Consider the following 20,895-nt stretch of genomic DNA (forward strand, 5'->3'; position numbering starts at 1 on the left):
CATCAACAGCGTCCTCAGGGGCGGCCGGGGCGGTGGCTTCGGTGGGGGCGGTGTCGGTGGCGGGGGCTTCGGTGGGGGCGGAGGAGGTTTCGGCGGTTCGAGCGGCGGCCGGTTCTAGCCGTACTCGTCGACCTCTTCGGTCGGGACGGGGCGAGCGCAGGTCGTCTCCCACCGGTTGCCACCCAGGGTGACAAAGGATCACCCGAGGGGTGCCGTGCGACCAGCCCCGGGGTTGCTGCCCGACCCCACACTCGTGGACCAGATTCATAGGTCCCTGCTGTATTTCCCCGCGGAGCATTCGCATGAACGTTCAATCGCAAACGGCATCCGGAAGCAACCCGAGGCGGAGCAGACGTCCGGGTCGTCGCCTGATCCGGTGGGGGGCGGTGACGGCGGTGTGCTTCGTGGTCGCGTGCGGCGTTTCCGAGCTGTTACCCGAACCGCCGGCGACGCCGCCGACAGTGAGCCCCACTCAGTCCTCCCCCAGTAGTGGCGACGAATTGCCGCCGCTGCCGGGTCCGACCCACGCTTCCCACGAGCATCAGGCGTCCAATACTCTTCCGGAGCCGGCGATGGCGCCGCCGCCAACCGAGCCGACCGGTCCGCCGGGTCCTCTTCCCGAACCCGACTTCGGGTCCGAGCCCCCGCCGACGTCCGAGCCCCAGCCGTCGCCCGAGCCGAGTGTTCGGTTCGATCCGCCGTTTCCCGAGCCCGCGCCGACGCTCGAGCCATCGGATCTTCCGGAGCCGACGTTCCCCGAACCGATCCCCCCGGTGTTGCCGTGACCACAGGATCGAGGCCTGCGGGACACCCGCGGGGAAGGCGGTCCGAGTCGTCATCCCCGCCGGGCGGTCCCGCGATGCTGGCCCTCATCACGACGGTGGCGTCGCAGGCCGCCCTGATCACCGCGCTCCTCTACTACTTCGGGTGGGTGCGTACGCGGGCGACGTTCGACTACTTCGGGGTGGACGTCAGCCTGCTGGGGTTTTCCACGACGGACTACGTATTGCGGAGTCTGAATTCGGCGCTCCGGCCGCTGCTCGTCGCCGGGTTGGTGGTCGTTGCCGCCCTCGCCGCACGGCGTCCGCTCCTGGGCCTGGTCGATGGACTCGCCCGGAACCGGACACGCCGGCTCAGGATCATCGCGGTCCTCACGATTGTGGCGGTGTCCTTGTCCATGGTGGTGCTCAACGGCTTGTCCGACCTGGACACGGCGCGGTACACCCGGGGCTACCCGCTGCCATCGGCGGTGCTGGGCGTGGCCGCCTCGGTGGCGGTGGCACGGCACCTGTGTGTGCCCGGCACCGATGCGCGCCCCGCCGGGGGCGGGCAGGAGGCGCATGCTCGGATCTGGGCGTTGACGCTGGCTACCCTTGCGCTTGCAGGGGCGGTGTGGGGAATCGCGCTGTACGCGCACCAACTCGGAGAACAGCGTGCGGTACAGCTGGCCGGCCAACTCCGCAGGGACGCACAGGTATTGCTCTACAGCGTCGACCGGCTCGCGATCGACGGTCCCGGTGTCGTCGTCGACACACTCACCCAGGACGGAAGCCGCTACGCCTACCGCTACAGCGGTCTGCGTCTGCTGATCCGGTCCGACGGCCGGTATCTGTTCGTGCCGGCAGGTTGGCGCAAGGGCGTGGACAGCGTGTTCGTCATCGATGCGGAGCAGTCCGTCCGCATCGACGTCATCGCACAATGACAGACCTCGATCTGCGGATGGGTGAGTCTCGAGCGCATCCGGAGACTGGTGCAGCACAGAAGAAACCGGCGTCGTCGTCCTGCTGGACGACGACGCCGGTTGCGAAAAGCGCTGGAAACGAAGGACCGTCGCCTGTCAGCAGCCCAGCAGGCGCTGCGCGAGGTAGCCCTCGACCTGGTCGAGGCTCACCCGTTCCTGCGCCATGGTGTCGCGTTCACGGACGGTGACCGCGTGGTCCTCGAGGGTGTCGAAGTCGACGGTGATGCAGAACGGGGTGCCGATCTCGTCCTGGCGGCGGTAGCGGCGGCCGATCGCGCCGGCATCGTCGAACTCGATGTTCCAGTGCTGACGCAGCTGGGATGCGAGGTCCTTGGCCTTGGGGCTGAGATCGGCGTTGCGGCTGAGCGGCAGCACCGCGGCCTTGACCGGGGCGAGCCGCCGGTCGAGGCGCAGCACGGTGCGCTTGTCGACGCCGCCCTTCGCGTTCGGCGCCTCGTCCTCGGTGTATGCATCGACGAGGAAGGCCATGAGCGAGCGGGTCAGGCCCGCTGCGGGCTCGATGACGTACGGCGTGTAGCGCTCGTTCGTGTTCTGGTCGAAGAAGCTCAGGTCGGTGCCCGAGTGTTGCGCGTGCGTGGACAGGTCGAAATCGGTGCGGTTCGCGACGCCCTCGAGTTCGCCCCATTCGCTGCCCTGGAAGTGGAAGCGGTACTCGATGTCGACGGTGCGCTTCGAGTAGTGCGACAGCTTCTCCTGCGGGTGTTCGAACAGGCGCAGGTTGTCCTTGTTGATGCCGAGGCCCGTGTACCAGTCCATGCGGTAGTCGATCCAGTACTGGTGCCACTGCTCGTCTTCGCCGGGCTTGACGAAGAACTCCATCTCCATCTGCTCGAACTCGCGGGTGCGGAAGATGAAGTTGCCGGGGGTGATCTCGTTGCGGAAGCTCTTGCCGATCTGGCCGATGCCGAACGGCGGCTTCTTACGCGATGTGGTGAGCACGTTGGCGAAGTTCACGAAGATGCCCTGTGCGGTTTCGGGCCGCAGGTAGTGCAGGCCCTCTTCACTCTCGATCGGTCCGAGGTACGTCTTGAGCATCATGTTGAAGTCGCGGGGCTCGGTCCACTGGCCCTTGGTGCCGCAGTCGGGGCACACGATCTCGGTCATCGGCACCGAGTCGGGGTCGTCGAGCTTGTTTTTCTCCGCGTACGCCTCCTGCAGGTGATCCTGCCGGTGGCGCTTGTGACAGTTGAGGCACTCGACGAGTGGGTCGTTGAACACGCCGACGTGCCCCGAAGCGACCCAGACCTGGCGCGGCAGGATGACCGACGAGTCGAGCCCGACCACGTCCTCGCGGCCGGTGACCATGTTGCGCCACCACTGCTTCTTGATGTTCTCCTTGAGCTCGACGCCGAGCGGCCCGTAGTCCCAGGCAGACCTGGTGCCGCCGTAGATCTCACCGCAGGGATAGACCAGCCCCCGCCGCTTGGCGAGGTTGGCGACGGTATCGACCTTGGATTTGGGTGCCACTCGGGTTCTCTCCATCTTCGGTGCGGGTTCGCAGCATGCGTCGATTGACAAGCCTATCGCTCCACCGCGGCGCGGCCGAACACCCGTCGGTTGACATGCACATCCATGCATATCAAAATGGCATCGGTTTGCAATAACGCGGACGACAATGAAGGAGCCTTCCGTGAGCATCGACGCCGGTCAGGACGAGTGCCGGAAGGATGCCTCCGTGACGGGCCCGAGCCACGACCCGCAACCGGGCGACTCCCCCACCGCACCGGAGGGTATCTCTCCCGACACGCTGATCGCGGCCGGCGAGCTGCTCCGCGCGCTCTCGGCTCCGGTCCGCATCGCCATCGTGCTGCAACTGCGCGAATCGACCCGCTGCGTTCACGAACTGGTCGGTGCGCTCGGCGTCACCCAACCCTTGATCAGCCAGCACCTTCGCGTCCTCAAGACCGCGGGCGTGGTACGCGGTGAGCGTTCCGGGCGGGAAGTACTCTACCGGCTGGCCGACGACCACCTCGCCCACATCGTCGTCGACGCCGTCGCACACGCCCAGGAAGGATGACGTCCACCGTGACCGCCACCCGCAAACCCGTCGTGGGAGTTCGCTCCACCCGCCAGCGCAGCGCCATCATGGCGCTACTCGACGACACCGAAGAATTCCGGACCGCACAAGAATTGCACGACGAGCTGCGCAAACGCGGTGACACCATCGGCCTGACCACCGTCTACCGCACCCTGCAGTCGCTCGCCGAAGCCGGCACCGTCGATGTGCTGCGCACCGACACCGGCGAGTCGATGTTCCGGTTCTGCTCGTCGGGACATCACCACCATCTCGTCTGCCGGCATTGCGGCTTCACGGTGGAGGTCGACGGCCCCGAGGTCGAGCAGTGGTCGCACGAGGTCGCCGACTCCAACGACTTCGTCGATGTCAGCCACACCGTCGAAATCTTCGGCACCTGCCGCGACTGCGCGCTCGCCGGGTAACGAGCGCCGGCGAGCGAGCGGCGTTCACCCGCAGCTGCAGTCCCCGCAGCCGCATCCCGCGAGCAGGTCTTCCCCGATCACGCCGTCCGTGGACTCCGTGTCGTCGTCTTCACTGTCGTCTTCTTCACCGTCGAAGACGCACGCTTCACCCCCGAGCCGGGACGCGAGCACGCGGGTCTCCTCTACGAGCGGCACGAGCGCGGCGACCGCGCGGATCAGGTGCACAGGCACCAACGGCGACGCCCCGACACGCTGTTCCGCGGTCACTCGGTCCTTCTGCAGCAGAAATTTGAACTCCGGCCATTCCTCCTGCAGGTCGCCGAGCACCTCGGCCGCGCGGGTCCGGCCCGCGATCGATTCGGCGATGTAGGTGGTGAGCACGACGACACCGTTCTCGGCATCGACCGTGGCGTAGGTGAGGACGTCGTCGATCCAGACCGGTATCTCACCGTCCTCGTCCGGCTCGGGCGCCTCGTCGATCACCTCGGCGAGAATGCCCACCACCGCGTCGCGCAGCGTGTCGTCGTCGTCCGTCCCGATGGGCAGAAGCCGGCTCTCGTCGATCGGGGGTGCGTCGTTCACGGCGGTCTCGGTCATCGATTCTCCTCGGTTCGTGGGGGTTCACCGGCCACGGTGCCGCGCGCGGACGCGGCGCCGTCGAGCACGAGCAGCAGCATCGTCGTCAGCGCGGAATCCTCGAGCCCGGTCGCGGGAAACGAGTACCGGAGCACGACGTCGGCCTCGGCGTCCCGCTCGATCAGGTGCACCGACCCGAACTGCAGCGCATCGGCCGCGGACGCTACCCGGGCACGGACGATGTCGCCGAGGGGAAGGTCCCAGGCCAGCACCCCGGTCAGCGACACCACGTCGAGCCCGTCGGTGAGTGTGACGACCTGCAGCGCGAAGGGCACCGCTCCGTAGTCGAACCCGAGCGCGTCGTCGCCGTCGGTCGTGGGGGTGCGCACGTCCACGAACGGCGCGAGGGCGGTGCCGATGCGGCGACGCAACTCCGTCATTTCACGCCCCCGAACCGCCGGTCGCGCGAGGCGTATTCCACGCACGCCGCCCACAGGTCTCGTCGATCGAAGTCGGGAAAGTTCTTGTCCTGGAACACCATTTCGGCGTACGCGGACTGCCACAGCAGGAAGTTCGAGGTNCGCTGCTCCCCCGACGGCCGCAAGAACAGGTCGACGTCGGGCATATCCGGCTCGTCGAGGTGCCGGGCTATCGTCGCCTCGGTGACCTTCTCGGGGTCGAGTTCCCCGGCGGCGACCTTGCGGGCGATCTCGCGGGTGGCGTCGGCGATCTCGGCGCGGCCGCCGTAGTTCACGCACATCACCAGCGTCATCACGTCGTTGTCCTTGGTGAGCTCTTCGGCGACCTCGAGTTCCTTGATGACACTGCGCCACAGTCGCGGACGGCGGCCGGCCCACCGCACTCGCACCCCGAGCTCGTGCATCTCGTCGCGGCGCCGGCGGATCACGTCGCGGTTGAAGCCCATCAGAAATCGCACCTCGTCGGGACTGCGCTTCCAGTTCTCGGTGGAGAAGGCGTAGGCCGAGAGCCATTTGACACCCACCTCGATGCAGCCCTCCACCGTGTCCATGAGCACGGCCTCGCCGCGTTCGTGCCCGGCGGTGCGAGGCAGCCCACGCTCCTGCGCCCAGCGGCCGTTGCCGTCCATGACGAGGGCCACGTGCTGCGGAATCAACTCGGGCTGCAGGATCGGGGCGCGTGCGCCCGACGGATGCGGGGAGGGTGGCCGGATCGCGCGGTCAGGCGATTGGTGCGGGGCGCGTCGTCGAATCACGGTCCCCATCCTGCCTGACGTCCGTGTCGGCGCGTATCGCCGCGTGCGGACTGTGCCGCTCGATCAGTGGCAGCGTCCGCAACTGGCGTTCGAGATGCCATTGCAGGTGCGCCGCGATCAATCCGCTGGTCTGGTTGCGCACCGTTTCCGGGACGGTTCGGGTGTCGGTCCAGCGGCCGTGGTTGAGCGCATCCATCAGCGCGAGGACCCCGGGCGCCGGGTTGGCGGCGCCGGGGGGACGGCAGTGCACGCACACCGCGCCGCCCGCGGCGACGTGGAAGGCGGTGTGCGGGCCGGGACGGTCGCAGCGCGCGCAGTGGGTGATCGCGGGTGCCCATCCCGCGTAGGTCATGGCGCGCAGCAGGTAGGCGTCGAGGACGAGGTCGGGGGGACGCACCTTGTCGCACACCGCGCGCAGCGCCCCCACGGTGAGCGCGTGCAACCGGGGCGCGGGGGCGCGTTCCTCCCCGGCGAGGCGTTCGGCGGTCTCCAGGATCGCGCAGGCGGTGGTGTAGCGCCCGTAGTCGTCGACGATGCCGATCGCGAACGCGTCCAGGGTCTGGACCTGCGTGACGATGTCGAGGTTGCGGCCGGGATGCAGCTGCACGTCGATGTGCGCAAACGGCTCGAGCCGCGCCCCGAACTTCGACCGGGTGCGGCGGACTCCCTTCGCGACGGCTCGTACCAGCCCGTGGCGACGGGTGAGCAGAGTGACGATGCGGTCGGCTTCGCCCAGCTTGTGCTGGCGCAGCACCACCGCGTTGTCCCGGTACAACCTCACTGCCCGAGTGTTTCATGTTGCGCCGACACCGTGCGCGTTCCCCGCCGTCCCCGACGCGCATCTCTGGACCACCGGGACGAGAACACGTTATTGTTCGTTCGAACGAACACGAAGGGGGAACCGATGGGCAAGGCATCCACCCGGCCGCAAGGGCTCGCCGAGACCGCCGCGGCACTCGACGCCGGCACCACGACGTCGGCCGAACTCGTGCGCACCGCCCTCGATGCCATCGAGGCGAGCGCCTCGACACTCAATGCGTTCCGCGTGATCCGCCGTGACGCGGCCGTCGCGGAGGCCGCCGAGGCGGACCGCCGCCGCGCTGCCGGTGTCCGGTTGCCCCTGCTCGGCGTGCCCATCGCGGTCAAGGACGACACGCACCTGGCAGGCGAACCGACCGCCTTCGGTTGCGCCGGCGACTTCCCCCTTCAGGAACGCGATGCCGAGGTGGTGCGCCGACTCCGGACCGCGGGCGCGGTCATCGTGGGGAAGACCCACTCCCCCGAACTCGGCCAGTGGCCGCTCACCGGCGGTTCGGCATTCGGGCACACCCGCAACCCCTGGTCGCGCGAGCACACACCCGGCGGGTCGTCGGGTGGCAGCGGCGCCGCGGTCGCTGCCGGGCTGGTCCCGGCGGCGCTCGGCTCCGACGGAGCCGGATCGGTGCGCATCCCCGCGGCGTGGTCGCACCTGGTCGGCATCAAACCTCAGCGCGGGCGCATCTCGATGTGGCCCGATCCGGAGGCATTCCACGGTCTGACCACCCACGGCACCCTGGCCCGCACGGTCACCGACGCGGCGCTCCTGCTCGACGCGGTGTCCGGAAATCACACCGGCGATCTGCACCGGTGCGCCCCCCTGCGCGCCTCCGAGTCGGTGGGCGCAGACCCGGGTCGGTTGAGAATCGCTCTGGCCCTGAAGGTTCCGTTCACAACAACGTCTGCCCGGCTGCATCCGCAGGTCCGTGCGCGGATCCTGGCGGTGGCCGCGGTGTTGCGCACACTCGGTCACGAGGTGACGGTCGCCGATCCCGACTACGGCATCCTGTTCGGCCTGAACTTCCTGCCCCGGTCGATGGCGGGGATCCACGACTGGCTGCATCGTCTCCCCGACCCCGCGCTCGCCGACGCCCGCACCCGCGCGAACGCGCAGACCGGCCGGCTGCTGCGGGGACTGCCCCTGCGGGCGGCGCGGGCCGCCGAACCGCGTCTGCGGCGCCGCGTCGGTCGAATCTTCGACCGCTTCGACGTCGTCCTCGCGCCGACCACGGCGACACCTCCGGTGCTCGTGGACGCGATCGACGACATGGGCGGGTGGGCAACCGACAAGACCATCACCGCCGCGTGCCCGTACGCGTGGCCGTGGAACGTCCTCGGCTGGCCGGGCATCAACGTGCCCGCGGGTTTCACCGAGGACGGGTTACCCGTCGGCGCACAACTTCTCGGACACGAGTGTTCCGAGCCGCTGCTGATCTCCCTTGCCGCGCAATTGGAGTCGGAGATGAAGTGGCACGAGCACGTACCGGCCCGGTGGTGGTGAGAGATGGCCTCCGATGTCCGGGCACGCATTGTCGGCGCCACCCTGCACCTGATCGGCACCGACGGTATCGCCGCAATCACCAACCGCCGCATAGCAAGTCGGGCAGAGGTGTCGCTGGGTTCGATCACCTACCACTTCCCCAGCCAGTCCGATCTCCTGAAGGCAGCACTGACCACCTTCGTCGCCGAGGAAACCGATCGGCTACGCGAAATCGCCGAATCGTATCGGGGGCAGGATCTTTCCATCACCGATGCCGCCCAGGTCACCGAGCGGGTCGCAGACGATCTCGCGTTCACCGCGGAACGCATTGCGCCGTTCGAACTGTACATCCAGGCCGGCCGCGACCCCGATCTCCGCGCGGCCGCCGACGAGTGCTGGACGGCGTACGACTCATTGACGGTTGCGATTCTCGCCGCGCTCGGCGTGCCCGAAGCCGAGACGATCGCCCCGACGCTGGTGGCGACGATCGCGGGTCTGCAGTTGCGCCGACTCTCCACCGGCGCCGACCCGGACCTCGCGTCGTCGGTGCTGCTGTTGCTCCACGGCATGACCGCGTCGGCCCCGCGCTAGCCATCTAGAGGGCGACGCTGCCGCTGCCCACCTCACGCCCGCTCTCTTCGAATACGAAGCCGGCCTGCGCGGGCTCGACCGTCACGTCGTGGGCGCAGGTGATCTCGATGTCCGCGGTGGTGTCCGGCGGGAATCCGCCGTCCGGACTCGAGAATGTGCACGGAACCGGGTCCGGTGACGATGCGAAGAGGACCTGGGGGCGATAACCGGAGTAGAACGGCGTGCTACGCCCACCGTCGTCCGCCGACCGCAACGTCACGGTGACGGGGATCGTTTCCCCCACCGTGAATGTGACGACTTCGTCGGCAGGTGGCTCGGCACCTGCGCAACCGGAGAGAACGGCAACGAACAGCGTGGCGACCACGGACGACACAACAGGAACACGGAAACGCACTCGAACCTCCGAGATCGGCAACGGTGCGCCGACGATAACCCATACCGCCCGAAACGGACATTCCGGATGTTCCGGAAGGGTGGCCCGATCGGTCAGAATCCGAGGCGCCCGAGCTGTTTGGGATCGCGCTGCCAGTCCTTGGCCACCTTCACGTGCAGCTCGAGGAAGATCTTCACGCCGAGCAACTTTTCGATCTGGGTACGTGCGGCGGTGCCGACATCGCGCAGCCGCGCGCCGCCCTTGCCGATGACGATGCCCTTCTGGCTGGGACGTTCCACGTACAGCAGCGCATGCACGTCCAGCATCGGGCCCTGCTTCTCGGTGCGGCCCTCGCGCTCGACGACCTCCTCGATCACCACGGCCAGCGAATGCGGCAGTTCCTCACCGAGTCCCTCGAGCGCCGCCTCACGGATGAGCTCGGCCATGAGCGTTTCCTCGGGCTCGTCGGTGAGCTCCCCGTCCGGGTAGAAGGCCGGTCCGGGCTCCATGTGCGAGGCGAGAACGTCGACGAGCACCTCGACCTGTTCGCCGGACGTCGCCGACACCGGGACCACGTCGGCGTTGTCACCGAGAAGTTTCGACACGGCCAGCAACTGTGCGGCAACCTGTTCCTTGCGCACCTTGTCGATTTTCGTGACGATGCCGATCAGCGGCGTCTTGGGCGCCACATGACGCAACTGTTCGAGGATCCAGCGGTCGCCGGGGCCGACCTTCTCGTCGGCCGGGATGCACAGGCCGATCGCGTCGACCTCGGCGTACGTGTCGCGGACCAGGTCGTTGAGTCGCTGACCCAACAGCGTGCGGGGACGGTGCAGTCCCGGCGTGTCGACGAGAATCAGCTGGGCGTGCTCGCGGTGCACGATGCCCCGGATGGTGTGGCGCGTGGTCTGGGGCCGCGACGAGGTGATCGCGATCTTGCTGCCCACCAGTGCGTTCGTCAACGTCGACTTGCCGGTGTTGGGTCGGCCCACGAAACAGATGAAGCCGGAACGGAAGTCGCTGTTGGTCATGAAGTCTCCTCGATGGCGCCCGGGGCCGTCTCCGGGTCGTGGGGTTCGGGCGCGCGCTCGACGAAGACGGTGCTCACACGTACGCGTCCACGCACGTCCGGCCCGCCTTCACCTCGCAGGACCAAACCGTGGGTGGTCAATTCCGAACCGGGCAGTGGAACCCGGCCGAGTTCGTAGCCGAGCAGACCGCCGACGGTGTCGACGTCGTCGTCGTCGATTTCGATGTCGAACAGTTCGCCGAGGTCCTCGACGGGCAGCCGAGCCGATACCCGATAGGTGCCGTCGCCGAGATCTTGGACATCCGGGATCTCCCCGGTGTCGTACTCGTCGGCGATCTCGCCGACGATCTCCTCGATGACGTCCTCGATCGTGACAAGTCCTGCGATGCCGCCGTATTCGTCGACAAGCACCGCCATGTGGTTGCGGTCGCGCTGCATGTCGGCGAGCAGATCGTCGAGTCGCTTGGAATCCGGCACGAACACCGCCGGTCGCATGACATCGGCCACCGAGACGCTGCGGCCACCGTCGCGCGAATAGTAGGTTTCCTTGACAAGGTCCTTCAGGTACACCACGCCTCGGACGTCGTCGACGTTCTCGCCGATCACCGGGATACGCGAATGGCCACTGCGCACCGCGAGCGATGTGGCCTGCCCGGCCGTCTTGGTTTCTTCGATCCACACCATTTCGGGACGCGGCACCATCACCTCGCGGGCGGTGGTATCACCGAAGTCGAACACGGACTGGATCATTCGTCGTTCCTCGTCCGCCACCACTCCGCTTTCCTGGGCGAGATCGACGAGTTCGCGCAGCTCGATCTCGTTGGCGAACGGACCGTTTCGGAAGCCGCGGCCCGGGGTCACGGCGTTGCCGAGAAGAATCAGGATCCGGCCGATCGGACCGAGCAGCACGCCGAGAACGCGCAGCGGGGTGGTCGCCGCGAGTGCGATGGAGTAGGCGTGCTGGCGACCGAGAGTACGTGGACCGACACCGATCACGACATAGTCGACGAGCACCATCACGGCCGCGCTGATGACGAGCGCCCAGGTGCGGTCGACCGATTCGAGCAGCACGCCGACGAGCACCACGGTCGCGGCGATCTCACACAGGATCCGCAGCAGCACCATGAGATTGACGTACCGGGGACGGTCGTCGAGGATTTCGAGCAATTTGTGCGCGCCGGAGCGACCGTCTTTGGCCAGGTCTTCGGCTCGCGCCGCGGAGACGGTGTTGAGTGCCGCGTCGACGGCTGCGAACACGCCACCGAGGGCTACCAGCGCGACGACGAGAACCACGAGGGAAACGGTGTTCACGGCAGCACTCCTCGTGTGCGCCGATTACCGATCGGTTCGTTCATTTCTCGGTGGCGTCGAAGAACCCGGCCTTGCCGAGAAGTTGCTGATCGCGCGCGGCGAGGCGCGCGCGTTCCTCGGCGTGCCGCAACTCTTCGTACCATTCTTCGAGCAAGCGGTTCTGCAGGCCGAACATCTCTTTTTCTTCTTCGGGTTCGGCGTGGTCGTAACCGAGCAGATGCAGCATTCCGTGCACGGTGAGCATCGCGAGTTCGTTTCCGAGGGAGTGCCCGGCTTTCGCTGCCTGCTCGGCCGCGAACGACGGGCACAACACGATATCGCCGAGCATGGACGGTCCGGGTTCCGGTGCGTCGGGGCGTCCACCCGGTTCGAGCTCGTCCATGGGGAACGACATCACGTCGGTCGGCCCCGGCAGGTCCATCCAGCGCATGTGCAGATCGGCCATGGTGTCCGATTCGACTAGCACCATCGACAACTCGGCCGCCGGATGCACATCCATTCGCTCGATGACGTAGCGGGCGACGTGGAGCAGATCCTCTTCTGCGACGTCCATTCCCGACTCGTTCGAGATCTCGATGCTCATGGGTGTCGATCTTTCTGCACGGCGGGCGGCGGGGTCGGGGTCGGGGTCGGGGTCGGGGAGGCGATCACGGAGTGGATCACCGGCGCGGCATCCGATGCTGGGAGGCACGCCGCTGCGCTCGGTTGCCGAGGCCGACGCTGTCGTCCCGCGCGGCTTCGAACCGTCCGTAGGCATCGACGATGTCGGAGACCAGACGGTGCCGCACCACGTCGCTGCTGTCGAGCATCGAGAAGTGGATGTCGTCGATATCGCCGAGGATCTCGGTGGCGGCGGCGAGACCCGAGCGGGCCCCCCCGGGCAGGTCGACCTGGGTGATGTCGCCGGTGACGACGATCTTCGATCCGAATCCGAGGCGGGTGAGGAACATCTTCATCTGCTCGGCGGTCGTGTTCTGCGCCTCGTCGAGGATGATGAACGCATCGTTGAGGGTGCGGCCGCGCATGTACGCGAGCGGCGCCACCTCGATGACGCCGGCCTGCATGAGCTTCGGGATGGCCTCGGGATCCATCATGTCGTGCAGGGCGTCGTGGAGGGGCCGCAGGTACGGGTCGATCTTTTCGTGCAGGGTGCCCGGCAGGAACCCGAGCCGTTCACCGGCTTCGACGGCCGGGCGGGTCAGGATGATGCGAGTGACCTGCTTGGTCTGCAGTGCCTGCACGGCCTTGGCCATCGCGAGGTAGGTCTTGCCGGTGCCGGCGGGGCCCACACCGAACACGATGGTGTTGGCGTCGATCGCGTCGACGTAGCGCTTCTGGTTGAGCGTCTTCGGGCGGATCGTCTTGCCGCGACGCGACAGGATGTCGAGGCTCAGCACATCGGCGGGCGAATCGGACAGGCCCTGCGTGAGCATGCCGACCGTGCGCCGGACCGCGTCGGGTCCGAGCGGCTGGCCGCGGCGCACCAGGGTGACGAGCTCGCCGAGCACGCGTTCGGCCAGGGCGACGTCGGCAGGGGTGCCGGTCAGAGTGACCGTGTTACCGCGCACATGGATATCCGCGGCGAGGGCACTTTCGAGGGCGATGAGGTTCTCGTCGGCCGCGCCGAGCAGTGGTGCTGCGGCTTCCGGCGGAAGCTCCAGGCTCGATCGAACGGGAGGCCGATCGATGTTCTCGGGATCGCGGATGCTGTCTGGTTCACTCACGTGGACGGTACGGCCTGCTTTCGAGTCTGCTCGCGCACGACGGGCGTCGTGTCCGTGCCAGTCTAGCGCCGCGCGATGCGGACCTTCACCGCATTTGCCGTGCCACCGCCCCCGGCACGGGCGTTACGCCGGCCCCGCATACTCGCGCAGCCATTGTCCGGCGGTTTCCACGACGTGCGCGGCGCGCTCCGGGTCGACGCCGGCGAGCACGAGCACTCCGAGGGCGACGGTCTCGCCCGAGTCCTGCACGAGACCGAGGTTGGCCTGTTCGAGGGTGGCCATGGTCAGGCCTTCCATCATGCCGACGAGCACGACGGCGGGCAGGTACGACGAGAACACGCCGGTGCCACGACCCCGCTCGACCAGGTCGAGTGTCCGGGTTCGCATCGGGGCGATGAGTTCCCCGATCCGCTCTTCGCCTACTTCCTTGCGCGCGAACGACAACAGCACGCGGTAGCGGTCGCCCACCGGCCACGTCCGCAGGATGCCGACGGCGAGGGCGATGTCGGCGGCCTCGGGTTCGGCGAGGTCGACGGCGTCCGCGAGGGCGGCACCCGCATCCTCGGCCAGTCCCTCCACGAGCGCGTCCCGGTTGGGAAAGTGCGCGTAGACCGTGCGCCGGACCACCCCCGCCGCGCGGGCGACGTCGTCCATGCTCGCGTCCGGATCGGCGGCGAAGCACACCACCGCAGCATTGAGGATTCGGCTGCGATTGGGGTTCGAACGGCTCCGCGGTCGACTGACCGATTCCTCCACGCTCTACATCCCTCTTCCACCGCGAGACTGTGATCTTCCTTCCAGTCTAGTTGCACAGCAGTGTGCAAATGACTAGCTTGCACACTGCTGTGCAATCAGAGCGAGCTTCTGCTTCCCCCGCACCCGAGGAGACCCATGCCTACTGCCATCACACGCGTAGCGCCCGTCACCGAGCAGGACCTTCCCTATTCACGTCGCTGGGCGGGCCTGGCCGTACTGTGCCTGAGCCTGCTGATCGTGGTGATGGCCAACACCGCACTGATCGTCGCGGCTCCGAGCATGCTTCGCGACCTCCACCTCGGTAGCGCCGACCTGCAGTGGATCATCGACGGCTACACCGTCCCCTACGCGGCGCTGATGCTGCTGTGCGGTGTTCTGGGCGACCGTTACGGCCGACGCAAGGCCCTGCTTGCCGGCCTCGCGGTCTTCGCCGCCGGCGCCGTGTACGGCAGCATCGCCGACAACGCCACCGACGTGATCGCAGCCCGCCTCGTGATGGGGGTGGGAGCGGCCGTCATCATGCCCGCCACACTGTCCTTGCTCGTCGCGATGTTCCCCGCCCACGAGCGTGCGCGAGCGATCTCGGTGTGGGCCGCGACGGCGGGACTGGGAATCGCCTCCGGCCCGCTGCTGGCCGGCCGGCTTCTCGAATCGCACGCCTGGGGATCGACGTTCCTGATCAATGTGCCGATCGCCGCGTTCGCGGCAGTCGCATCTCTCGCTCTGGTTCCGGCATCGAAGGCGGCGGGTCTCGACCGTGTGGACTGGATCGGCGGCGTGCTGTCGGTTGTGACCGTCGGCGGTCTCGTGTACGCCATCATCGAAGGCGCCCACTTCGGCTGGAGTGCAGCAGCATCGGGTGCCGCCGCCATCGCGGCGCTCGCGGCAGCGGCCTTCGTGGTGTGGGAGCTGCGCCATCCGCAACCACTGCTGAACCTCCGTCGTGTCGCCGACCGCTCGGTGGGCGGAGCCTGCGTCGCGGTACTCCTGCTGTTCTTCGCAACCTTCGGCGTGATCTATTTCGTCGCACAGCAGTTCCAGTTCGTCTTCGGCTACAGCCCCTTCGAAACCGGGGTGCGACTGCTGCCGCTGGCGGTGTCCGTCTCGATCGGCGCCGCGCTCAGCGGTCGCGCCACCCCACGACTGGGCGGCCGGGTGGTCGTCGGCGCCGGACTGGCCGTCGGTGCGCTCGGGGTGCTGTCACTGACCTTCCTCGACGCCGCATCCGGTTACGGCCTGTTCTTCTTCGCGCTGCTCCTCCTCGGCTTCGGGATCGGGGTGTCGACCCCGCCGGCCACCGACCTGATCATGGGCGGATTCCCCGAATCCGACCTGGGAGCAGCGGGGGGACTCAACGACACCGCCGTGGAATTCGGCGGGTCGCTCGGCATCGCGGTGCTGGGGTCGGTGCTCGCAACCGTCTACCACGACGCGATCGCCGGTTTCCTCGCCGACCTGCCCCTCGCGGACCTCACCGGGCCGATGGCGGATCAGGCAGCACAGGCCATCGAGGCCGCCGGAGACTCGGTCGGGGGCGCCGCGGTGGTCGCGGAGGAACTGTCGAAGAACCCGTTCGCCGTGTCCTACGCGCAACCACTGCTCGACGCGTCGAGCGCCGCGTTCGCCCATGCGATCACCGACGCCGCTCTGGTGGGCGGTATCGCTCTTGCGGCGGGTGCGGTGATCGTCACCGCGCTCCTGCCCGGCCGGCGACAGGGCGAGGCCGAGCACGCCGATGCGGCAACGTGATTCAGCGCTCGTCGAGCAGCAGCTCGAGCGAAAGCGCCCAGCTGCGGGTCGACTTGTCGAGAAACGCGTAGTGGTCTTCACCGTCGATCACATGCAGCGAGACCGGGTCGTGGGCGGCGCGCGCGGCGTCGGCGTACCGGGTCGCGACGTTCACCCGCACCTGGGCGTCCTCGGTGCCGTGCACGACGGCGACCGGGACACCGACGGGAACCCGGTGCAGCGGCGACGCGGAACGGTACAGCTCCGGGTCGTCCTCGTAGGCCACCCCGAAGAGGTCCTCGATGTAGTCGATACGGCGGCCGCGCTCACCGGCGGACGCGAGATCGAGGGCACCGGCCTGCGACACCACGAGTTGCGGACGCACCGCGGCGGGCTCACCCGCCAGCCACACCGCGAGCTGGCCGCCCGCCGAATGCCCCACGACGCGCACCCGGTCGAGATCCAGGGTGATCCCGACGGCGGCGGCCCGATCGGCGACGAGTGTCGCGACGGCCTCGAGCGCGGCGACGACGTCCACCGACATCTCCGGCCAGCGGCCACCGGCGCCGATCCTGCGGTACTCGATGTTCCACGCCGCCACACCGTTGCGCGACAACGCGAGTGCCAGCGGCGTACCGAGGTTGAGGTGGTATCGGCCGTGCCAGAATCCGCCGTGGACGACCATGACCACCGGGATCGGAGTGCCGGGATCGACCGTGTCGGGCAGATACAGGTGCCCGAACTGTTCCGGTTCGGGGCCGTAGGCCAAGCGCGTGCGGGACATTCGGGAAACGCTAGTGCAGCGGCTGCGCACGCCACCGGTCGGACAGCACCCCCACCGCACCGAGTGCGACGGCCGCGGCGGTCGAGGTGCGCAGCACGGTCGGCCCGAGCGACACCGCGGTCGCGCCCACCCCGGTCAGTGACTCGACCTCTGCGTCGTCGAGCCCCCCTTCCGGGCCGACCACAAGGATCATCTCGGTCGCGTCCGCGAGGGGCAGGTCGGCGAACGGTGTGGTCGCCGATTCGTGAAGTACCGCAACGACTCCGCCGCGCGCGACGGTGTCGCGGACTCGTGCGACCACATCGGGGGTGCGTTGCAGCGGCGACACTGCCGGAACGAACGCCCGGCGCGACTGCTTGGCGGCGGCCACCGCGACGGCCTGCCATCGCGCAACGCCTTTGTCGGCCTTGGCGTCCCACCGGGCGACACATCGCGCCGACTGCCACGGCACGAACGCGTCGGCGCCCGCCTCGGTGGCCAGCTCCACGGCGAGTTCGGAGCGATCCGACTTCGGCAGGGCCTGCACCACCGTCACGGCGGGTCGTGGTGCCTCGAGCGTGCGCCGGGCGAGGACGGTCGCCTCGAGCCGGTCCTTCGCTACCGCACCGACTTCGACATCGGCGAGACCGCCGTGACCGTCGGAGAACACCAGTCGTTCTCCGACGGTGATCCGACGGACCGTCGCGGCGTGCCGGCCTTCCTTGCCGTCGAGGACAGCGACCGCCCCGGTATCGGGCAGCGGATCCAGGTAGAACAGGGTGGCGACCACGCCTGCACCTAGCGGGCGCTGAACGCGTCGCGCAGGCGCGAGAACAGTCCGCCGGAGTGCTGCGAGCCGTTGGAGACCACCTCGGCACGGTCGCGCTCGCTGTGTCGCCGGTAGTCCTCGAGAAGTTTGGCCTGCTTGCTGTCGAGCTTGCTCGGCACCACCACTTCGAGGTGGGCGTTCAGATCGCCTCGTGCGCCCGAGCGCAGCTTGGGCATGCCGTGGCCGCGGAGCACGGCCACGTATCCCGGCTGGGTGCCCGGGTCGACGGTGATTTCGGTCGGCCCGTCGAGAATGGTGTCGAGGACGACCGTCGTGCCGAGCGCCGCGTCCACCATCGGAACACGGATCGTGCAGTGCAGATCGTCGCCGTCGCGGACGAACACGTCGTGCTGCTGTTCGATGACCTCGACATACAGATCGCCGGCGGGCCCGCCGCCGGGCCCGACCTCACCCTGGGCGGCGAGGCGGATGCGCATGCCGTTGCCCACGCCCGCAGGGACTTTCACGGTGATCTCGCGCCGAGCGCGGACACGGCCGTCGCCACCGCACTTGCGGCACGGGTCCGGAATGGTCTCCCCGGCACCGCGGCAGGTCGGGCACGGACGGGACGTCATGACCTGACCGAGGAAGGACCGTTGCACCGACTGCACCTCACCCGCACCGCCGCAGGTTTCGCAGCGCACCGGCTTGGAATCGCCGTGGGTTCCCGCGCCCGTGCAGGCGTCGCACAACACCGCGGTGTCGACCGTGACGGTCTTGGTCACGCCCGTCGCACACTCTTCGAGCGTCAGCCGGGTGCGCAGCAGGGAATCGGCGCCGGGCTGCACGCGTCCGCGCGGACCGCGCCCACCGCCCGCGCCACCGCCGAAGAACGCTTCGAACACGTCGCCGAGCCCACCGAAGCCGGCACCGCCGAAGCCGCCCGCGCCACCGCTCCCCGCCGAGGCCAGCGGATCGCCGCCGAGGTCGACGATGCGGCGCTTCTCCGGGTCGGACAGCACCTCGTAGGCGGCCGAGATCTCCTGGAACCGCTTCTGCGACGACTCGTCGGGATTCACGTCCGGGTGATGTTCACGCGCCAGCTTGCGATAGGCGCGCTTGATCTCCTGGTCGGTCGCGTTCTTGGAAACGCCGAGCGTCCCGTAGTAGTCCCGTGCCACGTTTGGTTCTCGTCCTTACTTCTCTACACAGATTTGGACAGTGCTCAGCGCTCGCCGAGCACCTCGCCGATATATCTCGCAACGGTCGCGACCGATGCGATGGTTCCCGGATAATCCATCCGGGTCGGACCCAGCACCCCGAGTCCGCCGAAAACGGTACCGGCCGCGCCGTACCCCGTGGACACGACCGATGTGCTCCGCATCTCCGCGACCTGGGTTTCCTCGCCGATCCGGACCGTGACCCGGCCGGCATCGTGGCTCGCGGCCAGCAACTTGAGGACCACCACCTGCTCCTCGAGAGCTTCGAGGACGGTACGCAGCGAGCCGGGCATCTCGGGGTGTCCCTCGAAATCGGCGGCGTTGCGGGTCAGGTTGGAGGTGCCGCCGAGGACCAGACGGTCCTCGGGATGCTCGACGAGGGTTTCGATGAGCACCGTCGTGCAGCGGATGACCACGTCGCGTAGGTCGTCCGGGGCGTCCTCGGCCAGTTCCGACACGGCGATCGACGCCGCTGCCAGCCGCTTGCCGGCGAGTGCGTTGCCGAGCAACTCGCGCAGGCGAGCGAGGTCGTCGTCGTCCATGACATCGCCGAGTTCGACGATGCGCTGATCGACGCGGCCCGAGTCGGTGATCAGCACCAGCAGCAACCGGGCGGGAGTCAGTGCGACCACCTCGAGGTGGCGCACCGACGACGACGACAACGTCGGGTACTGGACGACCGCGACCTGCCTGGTCAACTGCGCAAGCAGGCGCACTCCGCGCCGGAGCACATCGTCGAGGTCGACACCGGATTCCAAGAACTGCAGAATGGCGCGCCGTTCGGCGCTCGACAGCGGTTTGATGTCGGCGATGCGGTCGACGAACTGCCGGTATCCCTTGTCGGTGGGCACCCGGCCGGAACTCGTGTGTGTCTGGGTGATGTACCCCTCCGCTTCGAGAACCGCCATATCGTTACGCACCGTCGCGCTCGACACCCCGAGATTGTGGCGATCGACGATCGTCTTGGATCCGATCGGCTCCTTGGTGGAGACGTAATCCGCCACGATCGCGCGCAATACCTGAAATCTGCGTTCCTCGGTACTCGACAACCCACCCACCTCCGTTCCGGACACTTCGGACCCCGAAGCCCTACCCACCGGCGGTCGCCGGGCGCAGCGCTCTGCCTGCCGTACCGACCCAGTCTAATCGCCCCGGCCGCCGCCCTACGTGCGCGCCACCCGGGTAAGGAGCCCCCATCGACCGGAACGGTGCGCCGACAAGATCGGGTGCGGACCCCCGTAGTGTGTGCGCATGATCTTCAAGGGCGTACGAGACGGCAAGCCGTATCCCGATCACGGGCTGTCACTGCGCGACTGGTCGCGGATTCCGCCGCGTCAGATCCGCCTGGACGAGATCGTCACGACCACGAAAGTCCTCGAACTCGATCGGCTGCTCTCGGAGGACTCGACGTTCTACGGCGACCTGTTCCCGCACGCGGTGCAGTGGCAGGGTGTGCTCTACCTCGAGGACGGACTCCACCGGGCGGTGCAGTCCGCCCTGCGCAACCGCCCTGTGCTGCACGCCCGGGTATTCGACTACGACGCACTGCTCCCGTCCGCCGACGCGATCGATACGACACTCGATCCCGACGACCGGTAACCGGGAGCAGGCGACCGGCTCGCACCTTGCCGGCTCACTGCGTGCCGGCTCTCATTCCGCTTCGGAACCGAGCAGGATGGCTCGGACCACCGCGTCGGCGAGGAGCCGCCCACGGTCGGTGAGAATCAGATGGTCGCCGTGCCGGACGGCGAGACCGTCCGCGACCACGGTCGCCGCTGCAGCCCGCTCGCCCCGATCGAGGACAGCCAGGGGCAGGCCGGTGCGCAGCCGAACCGTGAGCATCACCAGTTCGGTGTGAATGTCCGCGGCGGTCAGGGCTTCGCTGCCCGCGACCGGCAGGGCGCCGTCGGCCAGGACGCTCGCATACCGCGCCGGATGCTTGATATTCCACCAGCGCACTCCGCCCACATGGCTGTGCGCGCCCGGCCCGGCACCCCACCAGTCGCCGCCGTCCCAGTAGCCCAGATTGTGTGCACAACGCGCGGACGGATCGTCGGCTGCCGCCCAGTTCGACACCTCGTACCAGGTCAGTCCGGCCGACTCGAGCCGCGCATCGATCATCTCGTAGCGCGCGGCGAGCACGTCGTCGTCCGGAGCGGGCAGTTCCCCCCGCCGCACCCGCCGGGCCAGGGCGGTGCCGTCCTCGACGATCAGCGCGTAGGCGGACACATGATCGACGCCCGCCTCGAGCACCGCGTCGAGCGACCGCGCGAGATCGCTGTCGCGCTCACCGGGGGTGCCGTAGATCAGGTCGAGATTGACA

The 20,895-nt window shown here is 68.2% G+C and carries 23 protein-coding genes; 7 read left to right on the forward strand and 16 right to left on the reverse strand.

All coding sequences use genetic code 11. The features are described 5' to 3' along the window. Positions 1–859 precede the first annotated feature (859 nt). On the forward strand, positions 860–1,702 hold the full coding sequence (locus Q8814_RS15615; protein ID WP_330152931.1) for a hypothetical protein: 843 nt from the start codon (positions 860–862) through the stop codon (positions 1,700–1,702). A 135-nt stretch (positions 1,703–1,837) separates the two neighbouring features. Here Q8814_RS15615 and Q8814_RS15620 read toward each other — a convergent pair whose 3' ends face one another. Beyond that, positions 1,838–3,229, reverse strand: a complete 1,392-nt coding sequence (locus Q8814_RS15620) for a glycine--tRNA ligase (protein ID WP_330152932.1) — start codon at positions 3,227–3,229, stop codon at positions 1,838–1,840. Between the two features lie 148 nt (positions 3,230–3,377). Here Q8814_RS15620 and Q8814_RS15625 point away from each other — a divergent pair, with 148 nt between their 5' ends. Together Q8814_RS15625 and Q8814_RS15630 are read left to right on the forward strand one after the other, a co-directional pair. Then, entirely contained in the window at positions 3,378–3,779 is a 402-nt protein-coding gene (locus tag Q8814_RS15625; protein WP_408015913.1) for an ArsR/SmtB family transcription factor, read from the forward strand. Further along, positions 3,776–4,201 carry a Fur family transcriptional regulator gene (locus Q8814_RS15630; protein WP_330152933.1) on the forward strand — a complete coding sequence of 142 codons (426 nt, stop codon included), beginning with the start codon at positions 3,776–3,778 and terminating at the stop codon, positions 4,199–4,201. Before Q8814_RS15625 ends, Q8814_RS15630 begins: the two co-directional genes overlap by 4 nt. Positions 4,202–4,225: 24 nt before the next feature. Here the strand turns inward: Q8814_RS15630 and Q8814_RS15635 are convergent, their stop codons facing one another. The 4 genes from Q8814_RS15635 to recO all read right to left on the reverse strand — a co-directional run bounded on the left by Q8814_RS15635 (position 4,226) and on the right by recO (position 6,792). Further along, the gene (locus Q8814_RS15635) at positions 4,226–4,798 is read right to left on the reverse strand and encodes a T3SS (YopN, CesT) and YbjN peptide-binding chaperone 1 (protein WP_330152934.1); all 573 of its coding nucleotides are present in this window, start codon (positions 4,796–4,798) and stop codon (positions 4,226–4,228) included. Further along, the gene (locus Q8814_RS15640) at positions 4,795–5,217 is read right to left on the reverse strand and encodes a hypothetical protein (protein WP_330152935.1); all 423 of its coding nucleotides are present in this window, start codon (positions 5,215–5,217) and stop codon (positions 4,795–4,797) included. Before Q8814_RS15640 ends, Q8814_RS15635 begins: the two co-directional genes overlap by 4 nt. Beyond that, complete coding sequence (locus tag Q8814_RS15645) at positions 5,214–6,020, reverse strand: isoprenyl transferase (RefSeq protein WP_408015914.1); 807 nt, start codon at positions 6,018–6,020, stop codon at positions 5,214–5,216. The genes Q8814_RS15640 and Q8814_RS15645 overlap by 4 nt, the downstream gene beginning before the upstream one ends. Further along, entirely contained in the window at positions 5,977–6,792 is an 816-nt protein-coding gene (gene recO / locus Q8814_RS15650; RefSeq protein ID WP_330152937.1) for a DNA repair protein RecO, read from the reverse strand. The genes Q8814_RS15645 and recO overlap by 44 nt, the downstream gene beginning before the upstream one ends. Before the next feature lie 123 nt (positions 6,793–6,915). On the opposite strand from recO, the gene Q8814_RS15655 reads away from it, so the two are divergent. Together Q8814_RS15655 and Q8814_RS15660 are read left to right on the forward strand one after the other, a co-directional pair. Continuing rightward, on the forward strand, positions 6,916–8,328 hold the full coding sequence (locus Q8814_RS15655; RefSeq protein WP_330152938.1) for an amidase: 1,413 nt from the start codon (positions 6,916–6,918) through the stop codon (positions 8,326–8,328). A gap of 3 nt (positions 8,329–8,331) precedes the next feature. Continuing rightward, a complete protein-coding gene (locus tag Q8814_RS15660; RefSeq protein ID WP_330152939.1) occupies positions 8,332–8,898 on the forward strand; it encodes a TetR/AcrR family transcriptional regulator in 567 nt (188 codons plus the stop codon). A 4-nt stretch (positions 8,899–8,902) separates the two neighbouring features. Here the strand turns inward: Q8814_RS15660 and Q8814_RS15665 are convergent, their stop codons facing one another. From Q8814_RS15665 to Q8814_RS15690, 6 genes are all read right to left on the reverse strand, one after another. Beyond that, positions 8,903–9,262 (reverse strand): hypothetical protein, encoded by a 360-nt coding sequence (locus tag Q8814_RS15665; RefSeq protein ID WP_330152940.1) that lies wholly within the window; start codon positions 9,260–9,262, stop codon positions 8,903–8,905. A gap of 122 nt (positions 9,263–9,384) precedes the next feature. Then, entirely contained in the window at positions 9,385–10,302 is a 918-nt protein-coding gene (gene era / locus Q8814_RS15670) for a GTPase Era (RefSeq protein WP_330152941.1), read from the reverse strand. Further along, entirely contained in the window at positions 10,299–11,612 is a 1,314-nt protein-coding gene (locus Q8814_RS15675) for a hemolysin family protein (RefSeq protein WP_330152942.1), read from the reverse strand. Before Q8814_RS15675 ends, era begins: the two co-directional genes overlap by 4 nt. A 40-nt stretch (positions 11,613–11,652) precedes the next feature. Beyond that, positions 11,653–12,195: an rRNA maturation RNase YbeY gene (gene ybeY / locus Q8814_RS15680; RefSeq protein WP_330152943.1), complete on the reverse strand. Its 543-nt coding sequence runs from the start codon at positions 12,193–12,195 to the stop codon at positions 11,653–11,655. A 76-nt stretch (positions 12,196–12,271) separates the two neighbouring features. Next, a complete protein-coding gene (locus Q8814_RS15685) occupies positions 12,272–13,336 on the reverse strand; it encodes a PhoH family protein (RefSeq protein ID WP_330152944.1) in 1,065 nt (354 codons plus the stop codon). A 123-nt stretch (positions 13,337–13,459) separates the two neighbouring features. Continuing rightward, entirely contained in the window at positions 13,460–14,092 is a 633-nt protein-coding gene (locus Q8814_RS15690; RefSeq protein ID WP_330152945.1) for a TetR/AcrR family transcriptional regulator, read from the reverse strand. A gap of 135 nt (positions 14,093–14,227) precedes the next feature. Here Q8814_RS15690 and Q8814_RS15695 point away from each other — a divergent pair, with 135 nt between their 5' ends. Continuing rightward, positions 14,228–15,841, forward strand: a complete 1,614-nt coding sequence (locus Q8814_RS15695; RefSeq protein ID WP_330152946.1) for an MFS transporter — start codon at positions 14,228–14,230, stop codon at positions 15,839–15,841. Position 15,842: 1 nt separating this feature from the next. Here the strand turns inward: Q8814_RS15695 and Q8814_RS15700 are convergent, their stop codons facing one another. Genes Q8814_RS15700 through hrcA form a run of 4 tightly spaced genes read right to left on the reverse strand, consistent with a single transcriptional unit; the run spans position 15,843 to position 19,621 of the window. Beyond that, positions 15,843–16,604, reverse strand: coding sequence for an alpha/beta hydrolase family protein (locus Q8814_RS15700; protein ID WP_330152947.1), 762 nt, complete (start codon positions 16,602–16,604; stop codon positions 15,843–15,845). A 10-nt stretch (positions 16,605–16,614) separates the two neighbouring features. After that, the gene (locus Q8814_RS15705) at positions 16,615–17,373 is read right to left on the reverse strand and encodes a 16S rRNA (uracil(1498)-N(3))-methyltransferase (RefSeq protein WP_330152948.1); all 759 of its coding nucleotides are present in this window, start codon (positions 17,371–17,373) and stop codon (positions 16,615–16,617) included. An 8-nt stretch (positions 17,374–17,381) separates the two neighbouring features. Continuing rightward, positions 17,382–18,533 carry a molecular chaperone DnaJ gene (gene dnaJ, locus Q8814_RS15710; RefSeq protein WP_330152949.1) on the reverse strand — a complete coding sequence of 384 codons (1,152 nt, stop codon included), beginning with the start codon at positions 18,531–18,533 and terminating at the stop codon, positions 17,382–17,384. 44 nt (positions 18,534–18,577) lie between these two features. Further along, complete coding sequence (gene hrcA, locus Q8814_RS15715) at positions 18,578–19,621, reverse strand: heat-inducible transcriptional repressor HrcA (RefSeq protein ID WP_330152950.1); 1,044 nt, start codon at positions 19,619–19,621, stop codon at positions 18,578–18,580. A 202-nt stretch (positions 19,622–19,823) separates the two neighbouring features. Here hrcA and Q8814_RS15720 point away from each other — a divergent pair, with 202 nt between their 5' ends. Further along, positions 19,824–20,171 carry a type II toxin-antitoxin system VapB family antitoxin gene (locus tag Q8814_RS15720; RefSeq protein WP_330152951.1) on the forward strand — a complete coding sequence of 116 codons (348 nt, stop codon included), beginning with the start codon at positions 19,824–19,826 and terminating at the stop codon, positions 20,169–20,171. A 51-nt stretch (positions 20,172–20,222) separates the two neighbouring features. On the opposite strand, the gene Q8814_RS15725 is transcribed toward Q8814_RS15720, so the two are convergent. After that, positions 20,223–20,895, reverse strand: a 673-nt coding sequence (locus tag Q8814_RS15725) for a coproporphyrinogen-III oxidase family protein (protein WP_408015915.1), incomplete at its 5' end; no start/stop codon positions are given.

Source organism: Rhodococcus chondri, from assembly GCF_036327435.1.
Taxonomy (GTDB): domain Bacteria; phylum Actinomycetota; class Actinomycetes; order Mycobacteriales; family Mycobacteriaceae; genus Rhodococcus; species Rhodococcus chondri.